Origin of the sequence: Mycobacterium sp. (genome assembly GCF_035653355.1) — a bacterium.
Taxonomy (GTDB): domain Bacteria; phylum Actinomycetota; class Actinomycetes; order Mycobacteriales; family Mycobacteriaceae; genus Mycobacterium.
Map to the genome: position 1 here is coordinate 1 of NZ_DASRBZ010000136.1, position 20,276 is coordinate 20,276.

Below are 20,276 nucleotides of genomic sequence, written 5' to 3' on the forward strand. Positions count from 1 at the left end.
CGGCAGCAAGAGGGCGCTGTCTCCGAACTCGTGCCAGAGATAGCCGTGCTCGACGGCTTCTCGGTATGCCGCCCCGACCAACTCCGGGCCAGCGACGGCTTCCAGCAGCAACAGGTGCGAGGCGCCGGCGTCGTGCCATCCGGTGATCAGGCCGTCGACCACACGAGCCGGGTAATCCGGCCCGAGGACCAGTTCAGTCCAGCCCGCCGCCGGCACAACGGTGCCGTCGGGGCGTGCGGCGGATTCGAGAGCCCGGGTCACCGTGGTGCCGACGGCGATTACCCGGTGGCCCAAGGCGTGCGCCAGGTTCACCAGCTGCGCGGTGGTCGCCGGCACCTCGAACGGCTCGGGCGCCGGCGGCTCGCCCGGCTCTGCTGACGACACCCCGGCGTGCAGGGTGATCGGCGCGATGACAACACCGGATGCCACCAACGTGGTGACCAGATCAGTGCTGAAGGGTCGAGCGGCGCTCGGCATTTCAGCGCTGCCGGGCTGCCGGGCGAAGACGGTTTGGTAATAGCGCAGCGGCCATCGCCGCGGCACATAGGCGTAGCGGATCGGTCGGCCGTGCCGGGCCAGGTACGACGCGACCCCGCCTTCTGGGCCTTCGACCACCACGCGCGCCGTCCACAACCGTGCCCCCTCGACGCCCGCGACCGGGTAGGAGGAGCGGACGACCAGTGCGGCGCCGTCGGGCAGCTCGATGCGCTCGCCGGGCCGGATGTCGGGCAGATGCGCGGTGGCGGTTCCCGCCGGCCGCACTTCGACCACCCAGACGTTGTTGCTACGCGCGGTGGAGAAGTGGACGGTGACCGGTTGCCCGGCGCGGCGGCCGTCGACGGCGGCCGGCAGCGTGGCCGAATTGTTCACCACCAGCAGGTCGCCGGGGCGCAGGAAGTCGCCCAGGTCGGCGAAGCGGGCGTGGCTGATGCCGCTCGGTTGCGCGACCAGCAGCTTGACCGCGTCGCGGGCGACGCCGCGCGCTTCAGGCGGCTCGGTGGCATCGGAGCCCGGCGGGCGCTGAAACCGGGTCCGCGGGCTGGCGGGGCTCATGCGCCGGCCACCGCGAGGTCAGCGGCGCGGTAGCGCCCGGGCGTGGGCCGGGTGTCGAGCAGCCGCAGCAGGGCCGGCACGACCGATGCCGGCTCGGCGCGATCCGAGATGTCCTCGCCGGGGAATGCGGCCTGATGCATCTCGGTGCGCATGTCGCCGGGGTCGAAGGCATAGACCGGCACGTCGGGCATCTCGGCGGCCAGGATGGCCGAGAGTTGGTCGAGCGCAGCCTTCGACGATCCGTACCCGCCCCAGCCCGGGTATGGCTCGACGGCCGCATCGGACGTCAGGTTGAAGATCGCGCCGTCGTTGGCGGTCAGTGCCGGCAGCGCCGCCTGAATCAGGGCCAGCGGGGCGAAGACGTTGGTGTCGTAGACCGCTCGCAGTTCGCTGGCCCGGTAGTCGGCCAGAGCAGGCTGCGGACTGGGGCCCAGCCGGCTGGCATTGTTCACCAGCAGCGTGAGCGGTCCGGCGTCGACCGCCGCGGCAAGCAGTGCGGCGCGATGCGAAGCGTCGGTGACATCACCGGTCAGCGGGATGAACTGCGACGAGCTCAGCTGTCGCGCAAGTGCTTTTAGTTCGTCGCCGCGGCGGGCGTCGCCCACAACGATCCAGCCGCGGTCCAGCAAGGCCGCGGTCAGCGCTTGCCCGAAGCCGCGGGCGGCGCCGGTAACGATGGCAACGGGTCGGGTGTTTTCATTTTGCGTCATACTGGCATACTGGTAGTTAAAGTAAACTTTAGGTCAATGTGGAGTGAGGCAGGTCACATGGACAGTCGGGATTTGCTGACCGTCGGCGAGATCGCCGAGCGCAGCGGGTTTACGGCTTCGGCAATCCGGTTCTACGAGAACGCCGGGTTGATCACCGCGTCAAGGACTTCCGGCGGGCAGCGCCGATTCGAACGAAACATGTTGCGTCGCTTGGCCTTTATTCGTGCCGCCCGCAATGTCGGGCTCAGCCTCGACGAGGTCGCTGCCGCGCTGGCGAAGCTGCCGGACGGGCGAACGCCGACTCGCGCCGACTGGAACCGGTTGTCCAAGGATTGGCGGACCCGCCTCGACGACCAGATCGCAGGCCTGATGGCGCTTCGCGACAATTTGGACTCCTGCATAGGGTGCGGCTGTCTGTCGCTGAAACGGTGCGCGATCTCCAATCCCGCCGACACCGCTGCGAGCTCGGGACCGGGTGCGGTCTACTTGCCGAAATCGGTGCGGCGGATACCCGCCGAGGAGACGTAAAAGCTCCCGACACGCAGTGCGTGCGGGAGCTTTTACGTCTGCTCGCGGTTACTCGGCGAGTCGCTGCTTGAGCGCCTCGAACTCGTCTTTGACGCCGGTGGGCAGCTTTTCGCCGACGAACTCGAACCACTCCTCGATCATCGGCAGTTCCTTGCGCCATTCGGCGGGGTCGACAGACAGCGCCTTCGCCACATCGTCGGCGTCGACGTCGAGGCCGTTCAAGTCGAGGTCGTCGACGCCGGGCACGACGCCGATCGGGGTGTCCTGTCCGCCCGCCTTGTGCTCGATGCGGTCGACGATCCACTTGAGCACCCGGCTGTTCTCCCCGAAGCCCGGCCACAAGAACTTGCCGTCGTCGCCGCGGCGGAACCAGTTGACGAAGAAGACCTTCGGCAGCTTGGACTCGTCATGGTTCTTGCCGAGATCTAGCCAGTGCTGGAAGTAGTCGCCGACGTGATAGCCCAGGAACGGCAGCATCGCCATCGGGTCGCGGCGCACGGTGCCGACCTTGCCCTCGGCGGCGGCGGTCTGCTCGCTACCCATGGTGGCTCCCATGAACACCCCGTGCTGCCAGTCGCGGGCCTCGGTCACCAGCGGAACCGTGGTCTTGCGGCGGGCGCCGAACAGGATGCCGGAGATCGGCACGCCCTGCGGGTCGTCCCACTCCGGCGCCAGGATCGGGCACTGCGACATCGGGGTGCAGTAACGCGAGTTCGGATGAGCGGCTTTGGTTTCGGTCTCGCGGATAACCCAGTCGTTGCCCTTCCAGTCGATCAGGTGATCCGGCTCACCTTCGAGGCCCTCCCACCACACGTCGCGGTCGTCGGTGAGCGCGACATTGGTGAACACCGTGTTGCCGGCGGCGATGGTACGCATTGCGTTGGGGTTGGATTTCCAGTTGGTGCCCGGCGCGACGCCGAAGAAACCGAACTCCGGGTTGACCGCGTAGAGCCGGCCGTCCTTGCCGAACCGCATCCAGGCGATGTCGTCGCCGAGTGTTTCGGCGCGCCACCCCGGGATGGTCGGCTGGATCATCGCCAGGTTCGTCTTGCCACAGGCGGACGGGAACGCCGCGGCGAAGTAGTAGGCCTTATTTTCCGGCGAGATCAGCTTGAGGATCAGCATGTGCTCGGCCAGCCAGCCCTCGTCGCGGGCCATCACCGACGCGATGCGCAGCGAGTAGCACTTCTTGCCCAACAGCGCGTTGCCGCCGTAGCCCGAGCCGTAGCTCCAGATTTCGCGGGTCTCCGGGAAGTGGGTGATGTACTTGGTGTCGTTGCACGGCCACGGCACGTCTTTTTGGCCGGGCTCCAGTGGCGCCCCGACCGAATGCAGCGCCTTGACGAAGAAGCCGTCGTCACCCATCTTCTCCAGGGCAGCCTTGCCCATCCGGGTCATCACCTTCATCGAGACGACGACGTACTCGGAGTCGGTGATCTCGACGCCCAGCTTGGGGTCGTCGGCGCCGAGCGGGCCCATGCAGAACGGCACCACCCACATGGTGCGGCCGCGCATACAGCCGCGGTAGAGCTCGGTCATGGTCGCCCGCATCTCCGCGGGGTCCATCCAGTTGTTGGTTGGCCCAGCGTCTTCCTTGCGCTCCGAGCAGATGAAGGTGCGCGATTCGACTCGTGCCACGTCCGACGGGTCGGACAGCGCCAGGTAGGAGTTGGGGCGCTTCTTCTCGTTCAGCTTCTTGAAGGTGCCCGCCTCGACCAGGTGATCGCAGAGCCGCTGCCATTCCTCGTCGGAGCCGTCAGCAAAGACCACCCGGTCCGGCTGGGTCAGCTCGGCGACCTCCTCCACCCAGGCCAGCAGACCCTGATGTTTCGTCGGCGCGGTATCGAGACCGGGAACGGTCGCTGAGGTCATTAGCTTCTCCTGCGTACGTATCAATCTCGGACGTGTCTCGTCCCTGGCATTCGCTGTGGCTCTAAATACAGGTTATCGCGGGCGACTTATCCAGGATGGCTCGGGCGTGTATCAGCTCACTCACAGGAACGATTCAGATGAGCGTCACTCGCCGTTCTCCTCGAGCTCGGCCGAATCGTCTGCGCTGGTGGTGGCGCCGGTCAGCGGCGCCGTTTGGTTGTCGACGGCAGGATCGCCACTTTCTGCCTCGCCCGATTCGCCCAATTCCCGTCGCACCGCTGCCAGCGCGGCCTGCACCGTCGGCATCTCGCGGTCACGCACCGCGGTGGCCCTCGCCGTGGCCACGGCGTGCTCGCGCAGTTCGCTGTCGATCGCTTTCACCCGGGCCGCGACCCGGGCGTGCTCGCGTTCGTCTTGCTCACCCACCGCGGCGCTCAGCACGGTCTCGGCGGCCAGCACCCGCGTGGCAACCAGCTGCTCGACCGCCGATCGCAGCGACGCGGTGGCCTCACCGACCCAGCGGTCGAGCACCGCGCGGTCGTGCAGCAATCCCCGAGTCCCGACCACCCACACCGTGACCGCGAGGCCGATCGCCACACAGGCGACGATCCCGGCCGCCGTCAGCCCGGGTGCCAGGTTCGCCAGCAGGCGGCTCAGCGTCAGCGCCACCCCCAAACCGAAACCGGCGCCCAGCGCCATCATCAGCCGGGTCTCCAGCCGCCGGGATTTCAGCGGCGGCGCCGGCACCTCGACCGCCGGCGGCTCCGGAGCAGCCGGCAGCTCGACGGACAGACCCAGGCTCTGAGCCATGTCGGCCAGGTGCTGGCTGCTGCCGTCGCTCACCTCGGCCACAACATCGCTGACCCGGCCACGGGCATAGGGTTCGAAGCCCCCCAGCTTGCGCCGGGTCAACCCGGCCGCGTCCTCCTGCAGCTCGCTGCGCAGCGAGGCACAGCGGTTGCGGGCGAAGTAGGACAGTTGAACGCGCGCTTGCTGGATCTGGCTGCGCAGCGCGATCGTGCGCTCGGATTTTGACAGCCGGCGCTGCCGCAGAACCGCGCTGCGCTCGTCACGTAACGCGGCCACCCGCGCCTGGCGGCCGGCGCCTTCGGCGTCGCGTTCATACCTGCGGGAGATCATCTGCACACGAGACTCCCACGCGCGCAACCGGTTTCGTCGGGCAACATCGGGATCGGCGAGTTGTTTCTGGACTTGGGCGACCAGATCGTCGACGCGTGGCTCGCCGGTCTGGGGTGCCGCAGCCACCCCGACCCATGTCACGTTGCAGTAGCGCGGCGCATGGGCGGCCAGTAGGTCACGGTCGATGACCAGCATGTCGCGCCACTTGTGGTGCACGTCGATCTTCGACACCGCGCAGACCACCACGTCGGTGTCGGTGGCCGCCGCGTCGAGCAGCGCACAGTCGGAGTCGGTCAACGCGGCCGCCGCAGAGACCACAAACACCACCGCCATCGGTGCCTCGCCCGGCGCGAGGTCGGCCGATTCGATGAAGGTGTGCTCGGGCAGCCGTTCGCGCAGCGCCGACGCTACAGCGCTGACGCCTGCCAGCCACGGACCCATCACCAGCACCGCATCGCGGCGCTGCACGCTCGGCGATGCCAACCGGGGCCCAATCGCGGCGACCAGTGCGTCGACCTCAGCGGCGGGATCGTTGCGATCGGTCTCGATCACGGCGCTCCCCCGGCCCGCGACCACAGCCGCAGCGACCCCCGAGCGATGTCCGCGCCGCAACTGCGCTGCACGGCCGACACCGGTCCGCGGCTGTAGCGCTGCCACGTCACGGCTCGCCGCAGATGAGCGGCCTGCCCCTCACCCGGGTCGACAGGCAGCCCGACGGCTTCGACGACGTCAACCGCGGCGGCCATCCGGGCGATCACCGTGTCGTCGCTGGACAAGAAGCCGCTGATCCGCTGGTCGCTGACCGCCAGTGTCTGCAGGTCGTCGAGCGCGTCGAGGATGCGCCGGTAGCGCACCTCGGCGCCGGCCGCGCTGATCCGCCCGATTACGGAGTCAACGCGGCTGGCACGGCGCAGCAGGGCACGCAGCTGCGCACGGGATCTCCCCTGCCGCGCCGCCGCGACCCCCAGCGTGATCCCCAACATGTCGAGCGTCTCCAACAGCCGCTGCCGGGTAGCGCGCGGCAGCAGATGCGAGCCAGCCAGAAACGCCGCTGCCGAGCTCAAGTCGGCGGGCTCAGCGGCCACCAGCTGCAGCGCCGCCCACAGCGTGTCGTCCAGCTCGGTCGCAGCGACAGCAAGTAGCCCGACCATCGGCTCCACCGGGACCCCGGTGAGTGCGGAAAGGTGCGCGGAGTGGTCGCGTGCCGCGCCGATCGGTCCGGTCAGATCCGCCTTGGTCAGCACCCCCACCACCGGATGTTGCGCCGCCGCGATGGCGTCGCGGTCCTCGGGTTTGACCACCTCAGCGACGACGGACACGTCGACGTCGGCATCCGATGTGGTGACGTGCACACCCCGGCCGGCCAACGCCCGCGCGACCGTGCTGCGGCCGACCCCACGCCGGCCGTGGACCGCCACGCGCAGCGGCGCCGCGATGTGCCGCGCGATCTCCCTCAGCGCAGGATCGTCGACCTCGTCCGCGAATCGTGCCAGCTCATCGACGAAGAACTGGTGCCCGTGGTCGCTCATGCCATCGAATGGTGGCATCTGCGCCGCCGTGACGCGAGCCACGCCATAGCAGCCGTAGGCAACTGTTGGGTATCAATCTGCACCACAGGGCGGCTGCACCATGGGTTCATGGGCCACGATGGACGGGTGCATGCGCAGCGCGGGGCAGCAGCAACATCGGCGAAGCTGCCCGACACCGACGTGTCTGCGCCGCGCTATCCACGGGTCACCAGCTTTCGGTCCCGGCGTTCCGCGCTTTCCAGCGCCCAGCAGCAGACCTGGGAGCGGCTGTGGCCGGTGTACGGTCTCGACGCCCCACACTCCGGCGGCCACCAGACCCCGGCCGTTGACGCCAGCCCCGTCGACAGCGCTGCCTGGTTTGGCCGCGAGGCGCCGGTGGTACTCGAAATCGGCTGCGGCACAGGCACTTCCACGCTGGCGATGGCGCACGCCGAGCCGGACGTCGATGTCATCGCGGTGGATGTGTACCGACGCGGGCTGGCGCAGCTGCTCTGTGCCGTCGCGCGGGCAGGGGTCGACAATATCCGGCTGATCCGCGGCGACGCCGTCGACGTGCTCGAACACTTGATCGCGCCGGGTTCGCTGGCTGGGGTTCGCGTTTTCTTTCCCGACCCGTGGCCCAAGGCCCGCCACCAGAAGCGCCGGCTGCTGCAGCCTGCCACGTTCGCACTGATCGCCGACCGGCTGCGGCGCGACGGTGTGCTGCATGTGGCGACCGACCACGCCGGCTACGCCGAGCACATCGCCGAGGCGGGTGACGGCGAGCCGCGGCTAGCTAGGGTCGATCCACGCAGCCGGCGGCTGGCCATCTCGGTAGACCGCCCGACAACTAAATATGAAACGAAAGCCCGCCACGAGGGCAGTGCAGTCACTGAGTTGCTCTGGGAAAGACGCTAACCATGAGCCTGACAGAAGAAACGCACACACCCGAACCCTTCCCGCCCCCGGCGTCGTCGGCCGAGTCCTACGGAAACGGGGTTGGCGGGTTCGCGCAACCGGTCCACCGTGTGTTGCTGGTCTGGGACGCCCCAAACCTCGACATGGGCCTTGGCTCCATCCTGGGCCGGCGCCCGACGGCGCTGGAGCGCCCGCGTTTCGACGCGCTGGGCCGCTGGCTGCTCGCTCGCACCGCCGAACTGGCTGCCGACCGCCCTGACGTGCCGGTCGAACCCGAGGCCACGGTCTTCACCAACATTGCCGCGGGCAGCGCCGAGGTCGTGCGGCCATGGGTGGACGCGTTGCGTAACGTGGGCTTCGCCGTCTTCGCGAAGCCGAAGATCGACGACGACAGCGACGTCGACGGCGACATGCTGCGGCACATCGCGCTACGGTGCAATGAGGGTCTTGCCGCGCTGGTGGTGGCCTCCGCCGATGGTCAGGCGTTCCGGCAACCGCTGGAAGACATTGCGCGCGGCGGGGTACCCGTCCAGGTGCTCGGATTTCGCGAACATGCGAGTTGGGCGCTAGCGTCGGATAGCTTGGAATTCGTCGACCTGGAGGACATTGCGGGCGTTTTCCGCGAGCCGCTGCCGCGGATCGGCTTGGATTCGCTGCCTGAAGAAGGAGCGTGGCTGCAGCCGTTCCGGCCGCTGTCCTCGCTACTGGCCTCGCGTGTGTAAAAACTCAAGACCACTGCGCGGGTCGTCACAGATTCAGTAAGGAGATTACGTGTTCGCCTGGTGGGGCCGAATGGTCTACCGCTACCGGTTCATCGTAATCGGGGTCATGGTGGCGCTTTGCCTCGGCGGCGGCATCTTCGGGCTGACGCTCGGCAAGCATGTCACGCAGAGCGGTTTCTACGACGACAGCAGCCAGTCGGTCAAGGCATCGGTGCTGGGCGACCAGGTCTATGGACGCGACCGCACCAGCCACATCGTGGCGACGTTCCCCGCACCACCCGGGAAAACGGTCGATGACCCAGCCTGGTCCAAACAGATCAAGGACCAGCTCAACAAGTTCAAAGCCGACCATCCCAAACAGGTTCTCGGCTGGGTGGGTTACCTGGCCGCCCCCAACACCACCGACCCGGTGGTCAAGGGCATGGCGACCGAGGACAAACAGCACACCTTCGTGTCGATCCCGCTCAAGGGCGACGACGACGACACCATCCTCAACAACTACAAGAAAATTGCGCCCGATTTGCAAAAGCTCGACGGCGGCAAAGTTGAACTCGCCGGACTCGAGCCGGTGGCCAGTGCCCTGACCGGCACCATCGAAACCGACCAACGGCGCATGGAAGTTCTGGCGCTGCCCTTGGTGGCAGTGGTGTTGTTCCTGGTTTTCGGTGGGGTGGTCGCCGCCTGCCTGCCGGCGATCGTCGGCGGTCTGGCCATCGCCGGGGCACTGGGCATCATGCGCTTCATCGCGCTCTTCGGACCGGTGCATTTCTTCGCCCAACCGGTCGTAACCATGGTCGGCCTCGGCATCGCCGTCGATTACGGGTTGTTCGTCGTGAGCCGGTTCCGTGAGGAGATCGCCGAGGGCTACGACAACGAGGTCGCGGTTCGGCGCACGATGATGACGGCTGGGCGCACCGTGATGTTCTCGGCGGTACTGATCGCCGTCTCAGCGGCCAGCATGCTGGTGTTCCCGCAGGGTTTCCTGAAGTCGTTGACGTACGCCGTCATCGCCTCGGTCATGCTCTCGGCGATTCTGTCGATCACGATCCTGCCGGCGGTGCTCGGCATCCTGGGCCGCCACGTCGACGCGCTGGGTGTACGCACGCTGTTCCGCGTTCCGTTCCTGGCTAATTGGAAGGTATCCCGGGCGTATTTGAACTGGCTGGCAGACCTGCTGCAAAAGACCAAGACCCGTGAAGAGGTCGAGCACGAGTTCTGGGGCAAGCTGGTCAACCGGGTGATGAAGCGGCCGTTGGTGTTCGCCCTTCCGATCGTGGTAGCGATGATCTTGCTGATCATGCCGCTGTTCAAGCTGGAGCTCGGCGGCTTCAGCGAGAAGTACCTGCCGCCCAGCAATCCGGTGCGCCAAGCCCAGGAGCACTTCGACAAGCTGTTTCCCGGCTACCGCACCGAGCAGCTGACCCTGGTCATCCAAAGCACCAACCACACCAAGGTGACCGACCAGCAGGTGGCCGACATCCGCAGCAAGGCGCCGGTCAGCGGGTTCACCGCGAAGACGTGGGAAGAGCGTCCCTGCCCGAACATTGAGGGCAATCCGTGCGTCGCCGGCCCCAACGGGACCACTCATCCCAAGGATGACACGGTCCGGGTCATCCAGAACGGGCTGGTCAACTCCAACGACGCAAAGAAGAAGATCCCGGATCTGCGGGCGATCACCCCGCCCAAGGGCCTCAACGTCATGGTCGGCGGCACCCAGGCCCTGGTGCAGGACAGCATCCACGGCATTTTCGGCAAGATGCCGCTGATGCTGGTAATCCTGCTGACCACCACCACGCTGCTGATGTTCCTGGCTTTCGGCTCGGTGGTGCTGCCGCTCAAGGCAACGGTGATGAGCGCGCTGACACTCGGCTCGACGATGGGCATCTTGACGTGGATCTTCGTCGACGGTCACTTCTCTAAGTGGCTGAATTTCACGCCGACACCGCTCACCGCGCCGGTTATCGGCCTGATCATCGCGGTCGTCTTCGGTTTGTCGACGGACTATGAGGTGTTCCTGGTCTCCCGAATGGTCGAGGCCAGGGAACGCGGCATGTCCACCGCCGAAGCGATCCGGATCGGCACAGCGACCACCGGTCGCATCATCACCGCGGCGGCGGCGGTGCTCGCGGTGGTCGCCGGCTCGTTCGTGTTCTCCGACCTGGTGATGATGAAGTACCTGGCGTTCGGGTTGATGGCGGCGCTGTTGCTCGACGCCACCGTGGTGCGGATGTTCCTGGTGCCGTCGGTGATGAAACTGCTTGGCGACGACTGCTGGTGGGCGCCGGTGTGGATGAAGCGCCTGCAGAACCGCATCGGGCTGGGCGAGATTCACCTGCCCGACGAACGCAAACGACCAGCACCGCGCGGCCGGGCTGGGCGTCCTCCGGCCGAGCCGCAACCGGCCGCAGCTGGCCGGCCGCGTCCGCCACACGATCCCACCCATCCCGGCGTGGAGGGGCCGTCGCGTCCGCGCGCGGCCAGCCGACCCCCGTCCCGGCCACCCGCACAGCCCACCCCCTCCGGCGCCAGCACCACCCGGATGCCCGCTGGCGGTGGGGAACCCGCAGAGCCGCCGACGACCCGCTTGACCACACCCAAGAGCACGAACGCGGCGCCGACCAACCGGCATCCGCAGAAGCCGGTCCCGCCGCACGACCGCGAAATCGAGTCGTGGCTAAGCGAATTGCGCGATGGCCTCGACGTGCCCCGCGAACGGCCGCCCCACGACCGCGACCTGCCGCCAGCGCCGCCGCGCCCACGTGAGCGGGATACGCAGACACGACGTGAACCTGAGGAGCGCCCACCCGCGCGCACACGGCGAGCTGACCCTCAAGGCGACGTACCGGGCGCGGGCAAGGCCGCGCCACCCAAACCGTCGGCTGAGCAGACCCGCGCCCTCCCCGTTCAGGACGATCGTTCCGACCCGCCAGCCAGCGACGCCGACGCCACCACCGCGATCCCGACCGCGCCATCGGAGGAAAGCGACTCCGACGTGGCTACCGAGAAGCTCAACTCGCGCGGCCAGCGAGGCAACAGCGGCGACCAGCCCCGTCAGCGCGGCAGCGTCAGCGCCCAGGATCTGCTGCGCCGCGAAGGCCGGTTCTAACTAGTCCTCGCTACGCTCCTCGGACTCGCCACCGTGTGGCGCCGAGCTTGATTCGACGCTATCCGGTTCGGCATGGACGAGCGTCGGGCCGCTGTCGGCTGTCGCCTCGACCTCGGGGGCGGGACCGGATGCCATCAGCGCCCGCACCGCACGGTCGACGAAGGCGATTGTCGGGACGGCCAGCAACGCGCCGACGATGCCCGCGAGGATCCCGCCGGTCGAAATACCCACCACCACACCCAACGGATGGATCGATACCGCGCGGCCCATGACCAGCGGCTGCAGCACATGCCCCTCCAACTGGTTGACCCCGATGATCACCCCCAGCGTGATCAAGGCATAAATCCATCCCTTGGCGATCAGCGCCACTATCACCGCCACTAATCCACTCACTACCGCACCGACCAACGGGATGAACGCGCCGAGAAACACCAGCGAGGCGAGCGGCAAAGCCAGCGGCACACTCATGATCGCCAGACCGGTACCGACACCGGCTGCGTCGACCAGCGCCACCAGGAACGTCGCCCGCACGTAGCCGATCAACGACTGGAACCCGGCTATGCCGGCTTTGTGGACCTTGTCGCGGACCTCGCTCGGGAAGATCCTGACCACGAACTGCCAGATGTTGCGGCCGCCGTACAGGAAGAAGATCAACGTGAACAGCACGACGAACGCGCCGGTGACGATCTCGGTGATGGTGGTCGCCGTCGACAGCGCGCCGCTGGTCAGCTTGGACTGATTTCTCTGCATCATGTCGGTCACGGTGTTGCCGATGTTGTTGACCTGGTCCCGGCTCATGTGGATCGGGCCTTCGACGAGCCACTTACGGGTCGAGTCGATCAACCGCGTCACCTGGGTGACCAGCGCCGGCAGACCATCGATGAACTGGGTGACGACGAAAGCCAGAACTCCGCCGATCGCGGCGAATCCGGTCAGCAACAGCAGGAACACCGCGAGGCCGCGGTGTACCCCGTGCCGGTCCAGCCAGTCGACTCCGGGCAACAGCAGTGCCGAGAGAATCAACGCCAGCGCCAGCGGAACGACGACCACCTCCAGCCGCTTCATCACCAAGAGCACCGCCACCAGGGCGGCGAACAGCACCAACAGCCGCCATGACCATGCGGCCGCCTTCCGCACAAGCGGGTGGACGGATTCGTCTTCCAGGACAGACATTCCGGTAGCGTATCGGGCCTGGCCGCGCTGAAACGGCCGATCACCTGCGCGGCGGGCCGACACCCCGGCGAAGCCGCGCGACGCTGACGACGCGATCTGCACCGCTACCCTGAAGCAGTGCCGTATGACGCACCGGCCGGGCCCCTTCGTCCTCAGCAGGAAGAACCTTCCCGCGGCAAGTACTGGTGGGTGCGCTGGGTGGTTCTGGCCGTCGTGGCGATCGTGCTCGCGGTCGAGGTGGCGCTGGTGTGGGATCAGTTGGCCAAGGCCTGGACGACGCTGTTGTCGGCAAAGTGGTGGTGGTTGGCCGCGGCCGTGCTGGCGGCGATCGCATCGATGCACAGCTTCGCGCAGATACAGCGCACGCTGCTGAGATCTGCCGGGGTACAAGTCAAACAACTGCGCTCTGAAGCCGCCTACTACGCGGCCAACTCGTTGAGCACCACACTGCCGGGCGGGCCGGTGCTCGCGGCGACATTTCTGCTACGACAGCAACGCCTTTGGGGTGCGTCGACGCTGGTGGCGTCCTGGCAGCTGGTGATGGCGGGCGTGCTGCAGGCGGTCGGTTTGGCGCTGCTCGGTCTGGGCGGGGCGTTCTTGCTGGGCGCGAAGAACAACCCGTTTTCGTTGCTTTTCACGCTTGGCGGTTTCCTTGCGTTGTTGCTGCTGGCGCAGGCAGTGGCATCGCGGCCGGAGCTGATCGACGGGATCGGGCTTCGCGTTCTGTCGTGGGTGAACTCGATTCGCGGCAAACCGGCCGACACGGGCGTGGAGAAGTGGCACGAGATTCTGACGCAACTGGAATCGGTCAGTCTGGGCCGCCGCGACTTGACGGTGGCGTTCAGTTGGTCGCTCCTCAACCGGATCACGGATGTCGCTTGCCTCGGCTGTGCCGTTTATGCCACTGGGGGTACAGCGTCGCTGGCGGGTTTGACGGTCGCCTGCGCGGCGGCGCGTGCGGTGGGAACGATCCCCCTGATGCCGGGCGGTCTGCTGGTCGTCGAAGCGGTGCTGGTGCCTGGGCTGGTATCGAGCGGCATGTCGCTGCCGGGCGCCATTTCGGCCATGCTGATCTACCGGGCGATCAGCTGGTTGTTCATCGCCGCCATCGGGTGGGTGGTGTTCTTCTTCATGTTCCGCACCGAAAACACGGCCGAGCCCGACACCGTCAATGCCAGCACCGACGCCGTCGCGTCGGAGTCGCCTGCACCACGACCGGGCACCGAATCGAAGAGTCCAGTCGAGTTGCCGCACACGAATCCGGCCGACGCCGCGTTGCAGGGCCCGCTGCGGCCGGCCAATCCGGAGCGACCATCCGCCGACCGGCGGAACACTCCACGTAATCCGCTCGGCAGCTCCTGATGGACGCCGCTGACGGGTGCGACTACCTGACAGCGGTTATCGGCGATGCGGCCGGACCGGGCTGGGGTCCGGTCCCGGGCGGCGGGGCCGCTGGCGCGGCCGGCGCACCGCCGGGCGTTCCGGCAACCGGCTGAGCCGGCGGGATGCCACCCGGTAGACCACCTGGAAGCCCACCCTGGGCGCCCTGCATGAGGCCGAGCATCTGCGGAATCGTGATCGGCAGCTTGCACTTGGTTCCCAGCCCGGTCAGCGGCTGCGAGATCGTCTGCAGGTCGCTGGCCACCTTGGGATTGGCTTCAAAATAGCTCTTCAGCGAGGTGACCGACTGGGGTCCCGCCGGCTGCTGCAAGATCGAGGTCATCGCCTGGTTGGTCTCTGGGTGGGAGTCCAGGTAGTCGCCTGCCGACTTGGCGACCGAGCCGACCGTCCTGGCCATCTCGCTTGCTGCGCACGGATCCTGTGCACCGGTCGCCGAGGGCGCACCCAGCAGAGCGGTGGCGACGCCACCCAACGCCGCGGCGGTCAACACTCCGAAAAGCCCGTGACGCACGGTCGCGGCAGTCGGTTTCATGGACAACTCCTTACGGTTTGCGAATATCCACACGTCTCGCAAACGGGCTGAGGCCCAGGGTCTTTGGCGCGACCCAGTGACGGCCACCTGACATCGTGCCATCTACTGCGACGACCCCGCCAATTACAGGCCCTGAGAACCTGCTCACGGCCCGGCTTGCCGCTCGCCGCATCAAGACATCACGATTTGGAGTCACCGCAGCTCAGAGCCGCTAAGTCGAGTTACGTTACAGCATGCTGGGGTAGGCTCGCGTCCACGCGACGGGGTAGAAGGCGGGGAAAGAAATCCAGCAGTTCATGATGCGTCTGAGCAGCAACCTGCGCAGATACCGCTGGCTTGTGTTCACAGGTTGGCTGCTGGCATTAATTCCCGCGATCTATTTGACGATGACCCAGTCGGGTCATTTGACCGGCGGCGGTTTCGAAGTGTCGGGGTCACAGTCGCTGCTTGTCCATGACCAGCTCGAGGACCATTACCCCGACCAGGGCGCGTCCCCGCTAGCCCTGGTGGCAGCCCCCCGCGCCGATGCCACCTACGCGGACATGAACGACGCCGTCGCGCTGCTCAACCGGGTCGCCGGCGAGGTTCCCAGTGTGTCGGTGGTGACCGACCCGCGCCAGCCGGCCCCGCAGCCGGACCGACCATATGTGGTGTCGCTGCGCCTGGACTTCAACAACAGCGGGGCCAGTGATGTCGCCAAGAAGCTGCGGGAAAAGGTGGGCGTCCACGGCGAGAAAGCGGGCAGTGTCAACAACGGCCGGGTCAGGCTGTATGTGATCGGTCAGGGCGCGCTCAGCACGGCCGCGGCGGGAAACACCAAACACGACATCGCCGCGGCGGAGCGGTGGAACCTGCCGATCATCCTGATCGTCTTGCTCGCGGTGTTCGGTTCGCTGGCCGCGGCGGCGATCCCGCTGGCGCTGGGCGTCTGCACCGTCGCGATCACCATGGGCCTGGTTTACCTGCTGTCGGCGTACACCACGATGTCGGTGTTCGTCACGTCCACGGTGTCGATGTTCGGCATCGCGCTGGCCGTCGACTACTCGCTGTTCATCCTGATGCGCTTCCGGGAGGAGCTGCGCGCCGGCCGCCAGCCGCAGGAAGCGGTCGATGCGGCGATGGGCACCTCGGGGCTGGCGGTGGTGTTGTCCGGCATGACCGTCGTCGCGTCGCTGACCGGGATTTACCTGATCGGCACCCCGGCGCTGGCGTCGATGGCTACTGGCGCGATTCTCGCTGTCACGGTCGCGATGCTGACGTCGGCCACGATGACACCGGCGGTGCTGGCGACCTTCGGCCGCGCCGCCGCCAAGCGGTCGGCGGTGCTGCACTGGTCGCGGCGGCCTGAGTCCACCCAGTCGCGGTTCTGGACCCGCTGGATCGGCTGGGTCATGCGCCGCCCGTGGGCGTCGGCCTTGGCCGCGGCGGCGGTCCTCATCGCGATGGCGGCACCGTCGTTGTCGATGGTGCTGGGCAATAGCCTGCTGCGCCAGTTCGACTCGACGCACGAGATCCGCTCGGGGGTGGCGGCGGCGGCCCAAGCGCTCGGACCCGGCGCGCTGGGTCCGGTGCAGGTGCTGGTCACTTTCCCGGACGCCGATGCATCCGCACCCGAGCACAAGGACACGCTCGCCGCGATCGGCCACGAGCTGGCGAGCGCTCCCGACATTGTGTCGGTGACACCGCCGGTGTTTGCCGACGACAACAGCAGCGCACTGCTCAACGCGGTGCTGTCGGTGGATCCCGAGGACATGAGCGCACGGCACAGCGTCGACTGGATGCGCGCGCATCTGCCCAACGTTCCAGGCGCCGCTTCGCTTCGCGTCGATGTCGGCGGACCCACCGCGCTCATCAAAGACTTCGACGACCGGGTGGCCGAAACCGAGCCGCTGGTGCTGGTTTTCGTGGCGACGATCGCTTTCGTGATGCTGCTGATCTCGATCCAGTCGGTGTTCTTGGCGTTCAAGGGCGTGCTGATGACGATGCTGTCGGTCGCCGCCGCCTACGGCAGCCTGGTGATGGTGTTCCAGTGGGGCTGGCTGGAAACACTCGGTTTCGAGCGGATCAGTTCCATCGACAGCACCGTGCCGCCCCTGGTGTTGGCGATGACCTTCGGCCTGTCGATGGATTACGAGATCTTCCTGTTGACCCGGATCCGGGAACGTTTCCTGCAGTCCGGGCATACCCGCGACGCCGTCGCCTACGGCGTGAGCACCAGTGCGCGCACGATCACCAGCGCGGCGTTGATCATGATTGCGGTGTTCATCGGCTTCGCATTCGCCGGTATGCCGCTGGTCGCCGAAATCGGTGTGGCATGCGCGGTGGCGATCGCCGTCGACGCCACTGTGGTGCGGCTGGTGCTGGTGCCGGCGCTGATGGCGATGTTCGAGCAGTGGAACTGGTGGCTGCCCGCTTGGCTGCACCGCGTGTTGCCGTCGGTCGACTTCGAAAAACCGCTGCCCCAAGTCGACCTCGGCGACGTCGTGATGATTCCCGACGACATCTCCGCGCCGGTGGTGCCCAGCGCCGACCTGCGGGTGGTGATCAAGTCGGCGGCACGGCTCAAGCGCCTGGTTCCGGACGCGATCTCGGTGACCGACCCCTTGGCCTTCACCGGATGCGGTGGCCGCGATAACGGCGGCGAGGAGTCCACCACGCGCCGCACCAGCCTGGCGGGCACCACCGTCGCGGCCAACGGGTCGACGGCCAAGAAGTTCGTCGGCGGCTTGCCATACCGCAACGGCACCGGCCGGGCCACAACGCGACCGGTACATCCGGTCACCGTGTGGCGCGGCCGGCTTTCCGTGGCTCTGGACGCACTCGAAGCCCAGGCCGATGCGGTCGACCCGACCTTCGAGCGGCGCAGCCCCGTAGAGACCACCAACGTCCAATTGCCCACCGGCGACCGGCTGCAGATCCCGACCGGCGCGGAAACCCTGCGTCTGAAGGGCTACCTGATCATGTGCCGCAACAGCAGCCGCGACTACGCCGAGTTTGCTGAACTCGTCGACACGATGGAGCCGGAAACCGCTGCTGTGGTCCTGGCCGGGATGGACAGGTACTACTGTTGTCAACAACCTAGGCGACACTGGGTCGCCAGCCAGTTGGTTCGTCGGCTCGCGGATCCGCACCCGTCCGACATCGACGACGAGCATTTGTCGGACCCGGGTGCCCGGGCCGAGTGGGAAGAGGTCAGGCAGCGCTGCCTGTCGGTGGCCGTAGCGATGCTGGAGGAGGCGAGGTGACGTTGGCAGCGGACCGACGGCCTGGACCGATGCCGCGTCGGCCCCCCACCCAGCCGCGGTATACCGACCGGCCGGTCGAGTTCTGGCCGACCGCCGCCATCCGCTCGGCGCTGGAAAGCGGGGACATCGGCACCTGGAAGCAGATCGCCGTCGCGCTCAAACGTGACCCGTACGGGCGGACCGCCCGCCAGGTCGAAGAGGTCCTCGCGGGCTCGCGGCCGTTCGGCATCTCCAAGGCGATGGCCGAGGTGCTCGAGCGTGCCCGCGCACACCTGGAAGCCGACGAACGCGCCGAGGTGGCCCGCCATGTGCGGCTACTGATCGAGCGGTCCGGTTTGCGGGAGCAAGAATTCGCGTCCCGCATCGGAGTACCGCCCGACGAGCTCGCCGCCTACCTCGACGCCAGGGTCAGCCCGTCGGCCTCGCTGATGATCCGCATGCGCCGCCTGTCCGACCGGTTCGCCAAGGTGAGGTCGCAGCGTCCGGCCGGTAACTCATGACCGGTCAGCCCGATGCCGCCGCGCTGCAACAGATGCTGCGCCAGACGCACAGCATTGCGGTGGTCGGCGCATCGGACAAGCCGGGGCGGCCGAGTTACGGCGTGTACTCGTATCTGGTGTCGACCGGGAACTACCAGGTGTATCCGGTCAATCCGACGATCACCGAAATAAACGGTGCGCCAGTCTATCCGACTCTGGCAGACCTTCCCGTCGTCCCCGACATGGTTGACGTGTTCCGCCGCTACGACGAGCTGCCGTCGGTATTGGCTGACACGCTTGCCCTGCAGCCGCGGCCCAAGATCCTGTGGCTGCAGCAGGGTCTATGGCATGAGGAAGTGGCCCGCGAGGCCGAGGCCGCCGGCCTGCAAGTGGTGATGGATCGTTGCCTGAAGGTCGACCACGCCCGCCTGTGCCGACGGTGAAGGCGAGCCGACAGCTAGCGGGAATTGATCGGCGATACGTCGAAGACTTGCCAGTGACCGCTGTTCTTGGTCAGCGTCACCCGCAGCGCAAGCACCGCACGGCTCGGCGGCTGGCCCGGAGTGTTTTGGATCGCCCGCAGGACCACCGCCACGCTGGCCGCCGACGGTCCCTGCGCCTCGACCCCGGCCGATAGCGTCGAGGCCTGCGCGGTCACATTGCGCTGCGCCAAATCCTTTGTGGACTTGCCGAATTGGTCTTTGAATGCGGCCGCGTGCTCGGGCACCATCATCGCCGCGGCCCGGTCGACAGATGCCGCCGGATCGGTCGGGGAGAACGTCGCCGTCGCCTCCGCCATGCCTGAGGCGATCCGCACCACTTCTCGAGAGTCGCGCTTGAAGTCGCGGTCGGGCATGGACCAGCGCGCGAAGCCGGTCACCACGGCCGCCACCAGGGCCGTCGCGCACACCGCGACCACAGCCAGCCGCAGCCCGGGCGCGTCGTCATCGGTACCGACGGTCACCGAATCACGGCGCGCCAGAAGGAAGTTGATCACGACTCCTTCGACGATGAGCAGCATCAGCACGGAGCACAGCGACACCCACCACAGCGGCCAGGCCAGCACGATCCCGATCATCGCCAGCGCGCCGATCGCGCCCAGCGGTGCCGCGATGTCGAATGCCAACACACGCCAGAGGTTTCTCATCGGATCGACCCCAGCCGTGAGATCAGCAGCTTGCCGTCCACATCGGAGACGTCAAGTCGCAGGTTCCAGTGCACGGTCTGCGGTTTGCCGCCGACGCTTTCCGCGACCGACGTGGCGACCACCATGACGGTGTCGGTGCGGCTGGCGACTGGAGGCAGCTGTGGGGCCGGCGGGCCGGCATTCGGTTGGCCGTCGGGGTCGTGGTGCAAGGCTTCGATCGCCACCGCCTCGATCCGGCCCTCGCTGCGTGACTTGAGCCGCTGCACCACTTCCCGATACGGCTGCACGGTCGCGTCGAAGTCGACGTTGAGCTCACCGACGGTTCCGTCGTGCAGCCGCTGCAAGCTGGCGTCGATGTTGTCGGTGTTCATGTTGATCAGCACGCCCGTCCAGTCGGCTGCGGTTTGCAGGACTCGGCTTTGGTAGGCGCGTTCGCCGACATCGTCGCGGTGCATCGACCAGATGACGGCGCCCAGCGTGATCGCCGCGATCGACAGCGCACCCAGCACGGCCGATGCGATGCCGTACGCGGTAATGATCCGGCCGTCCGATACCTCGGCGTCGTGCTCATGGGCCGCCGCATCGTCGGCCGCCGCATCGTCGGGCGCCGGAGCGGCGTCGTCCTCCTCCGCTGGTGGCCCGGTCTGCTTGCCGTCATCAGGCATGGCCGTGAGGCTACCCGGCCGGTGATGGAAGGATGGCGGGGTGACGGTAGAAGCGCTGCACTCCGGCATCGACCTGA

Annotated in this window: 17 protein-coding genes; 8 read left to right on the plus strand and 9 right to left on the minus strand. The window is 67.3% G+C overall.

All coding sequences use genetic code 11. The annotated features are described in order from the left end of the window. Together VFA16_RS04350 and VFA16_RS04355 are read right to left on the minus strand one after the other, a co-directional pair. Window positions 1-1,053 (minus strand): S-adenosylmethionine:tRNA ribosyltransferase-isomerase (locus tag VFA16_RS04350; RefSeq protein ID WP_324966628.1); only part of this gene is annotated, 1,053 nt, incomplete at its 3' end. After that, a complete protein-coding gene (locus VFA16_RS04355; RefSeq protein ID WP_324966629.1) occupies window positions 1,050-1,763 on the minus strand; it encodes an SDR family oxidoreductase in 714 nt (237 codons plus the stop codon). The genes VFA16_RS04355 and VFA16_RS04350, both read right to left, overlap by 4 nt. Window positions 1,764-1,820: 57 nt before the next feature. On the opposite strand from VFA16_RS04355, the gene soxR reads away from it, so the two are divergent. Further along, complete coding sequence (soxR, locus tag VFA16_RS04360) at window positions 1,821-2,291, plus strand: redox-sensitive transcriptional activator SoxR (RefSeq protein ID WP_324966630.1); 471 nt, start codon at window positions 1,821-1,823, stop codon at window positions 2,289-2,291. A gap of 48 nt (window positions 2,292-2,339) precedes the next feature. On the opposite strand, the gene VFA16_RS04365 is transcribed toward soxR, so the two are convergent. The 3 genes from VFA16_RS04365 to VFA16_RS04375 all read right to left on the minus strand — a co-directional run bounded on the left by VFA16_RS04365 (window position 2,340) and on the right by VFA16_RS04375 (window position 6,832). Continuing rightward, on the minus strand, window positions 2,340-4,163 hold the full coding sequence (locus tag VFA16_RS04365) for a phosphoenolpyruvate carboxykinase (GTP) (protein WP_324966631.1): 1,824 nt from the start codon (window positions 4,161-4,163) through the stop codon (window positions 2,340-2,342). Between the two features lie 144 nt (window positions 4,164-4,307). Continuing rightward, a complete protein-coding gene (locus tag VFA16_RS04370; RefSeq protein WP_324966632.1) occupies window positions 4,308-5,855 on the minus strand; it encodes a hypothetical protein in 1,548 nt (515 codons plus the stop codon). After that, window positions 5,852-6,832, minus strand: coding sequence for a hypothetical protein (locus tag VFA16_RS04375; RefSeq protein WP_324966633.1), 981 nt, complete (start codon window positions 6,830-6,832; stop codon window positions 5,852-5,854). Before VFA16_RS04375 ends, VFA16_RS04370 begins: the two co-directional genes overlap by 4 nt. Window positions 6,833-6,940: 108 nt before the next feature. On the opposite strand from VFA16_RS04375, the gene trmB reads away from it, so the two are divergent. From trmB to VFA16_RS04390, 3 genes are read left to right on the plus strand one after another with little or no spacing between them, the layout of a single operon-like run. Beyond that, window positions 6,941-7,729 carry a tRNA (guanosine(46)-N7)-methyltransferase TrmB gene (gene trmB, locus VFA16_RS04380; protein ID WP_324966634.1) on the plus strand — a complete coding sequence of 263 codons (789 nt, stop codon included), beginning with the start codon at window positions 6,941-6,943 and terminating at the stop codon, window positions 7,727-7,729. A 2-nt stretch (window positions 7,730-7,731) separates the two neighbouring features. Next, on the plus strand, window positions 7,732-8,451 hold the full coding sequence (locus VFA16_RS04385) for an NYN domain-containing protein (protein WP_324966635.1): 720 nt from the start codon (window positions 7,732-7,734) through the stop codon (window positions 8,449-8,451). 49 nt (window positions 8,452-8,500) lie between these two features. Beyond that, entirely contained in the window at window positions 8,501-11,557 is a 3,057-nt protein-coding gene (locus tag VFA16_RS04390) for an MMPL family transporter (protein WP_324966636.1), read from the plus strand. On the opposite strand, the gene VFA16_RS04395 is transcribed toward VFA16_RS04390, so the two are convergent. Beyond that, window positions 11,558-12,730 (minus strand): AI-2E family transporter, encoded by a 1,173-nt coding sequence (locus VFA16_RS04395; protein ID WP_324966637.1) that lies wholly within the window; start codon window positions 12,728-12,730, stop codon window positions 11,558-11,560. A 117-nt stretch (window positions 12,731-12,847) separates the two neighbouring features. On the opposite strand from VFA16_RS04395, the gene VFA16_RS04400 reads away from it, so the two are divergent. Next, window positions 12,848-14,092: a YbhN family protein gene (locus tag VFA16_RS04400; protein WP_324966638.1), complete on the plus strand. Its 1,245-nt coding sequence runs from the start codon at window positions 12,848-12,850 to the stop codon at window positions 14,090-14,092. Window positions 14,093-14,114: 22 nt separating this feature from the next. Here the strand turns inward: VFA16_RS04400 and VFA16_RS04405 are convergent, their stop codons facing one another. Then, window positions 14,115-14,663 (minus strand): hemophore, encoded by a 549-nt coding sequence (locus VFA16_RS04405; RefSeq protein WP_324966639.1) that lies wholly within the window; start codon window positions 14,661-14,663, stop codon window positions 14,115-14,117. Between the two features lie 296 nt (window positions 14,664-14,959). Between VFA16_RS04405 and VFA16_RS04410 the strand changes: the two genes are divergently transcribed. Genes VFA16_RS04410 through VFA16_RS04420 form a run of 3 tightly spaced genes read left to right on the plus strand, consistent with a single transcriptional unit; the run spans window position 14,960 to window position 18,830 of the window. Then, a complete protein-coding gene (locus VFA16_RS04410) occupies window positions 14,960-17,908 on the plus strand; it encodes an MMPL family transporter (protein WP_324966640.1) in 2,949 nt (982 codons plus the stop codon). After that, entirely contained in the window at window positions 17,905-18,408 is a 504-nt protein-coding gene (locus VFA16_RS04415) for an XRE family transcriptional regulator (protein WP_324966641.1), read from the plus strand. The genes VFA16_RS04410 and VFA16_RS04415 overlap by 4 nt, the downstream gene beginning before the upstream one ends. After that, entirely contained in the window at window positions 18,405-18,830 is a 426-nt protein-coding gene (locus tag VFA16_RS04420; RefSeq protein ID WP_324966642.1) for a CoA-binding protein, read from the plus strand. The genes VFA16_RS04415 and VFA16_RS04420 overlap by 4 nt, the downstream gene beginning before the upstream one ends. Window positions 18,831-18,844: 14 nt before the next feature. Here the strand turns inward: VFA16_RS04420 and VFA16_RS04425 are convergent, their stop codons facing one another. Together VFA16_RS04425 and VFA16_RS04430 are read right to left on the minus strand one after the other, a co-directional pair. Further along, complete coding sequence (locus VFA16_RS04425) at window positions 18,845-19,534, minus strand: hypothetical protein (RefSeq protein ID WP_324966643.1); 690 nt, start codon at window positions 19,532-19,534, stop codon at window positions 18,845-18,847. Beyond that, window positions 19,531-20,199 carry a hypothetical protein gene (locus VFA16_RS04430; protein WP_324966644.1) on the minus strand — a complete coding sequence of 223 codons (669 nt, stop codon included), beginning with the start codon at window positions 20,197-20,199 and terminating at the stop codon, window positions 19,531-19,533. Before VFA16_RS04430 ends, VFA16_RS04425 begins: the two co-directional genes overlap by 4 nt. Window positions 20,200-20,276 lie beyond the last annotated feature (77 nt).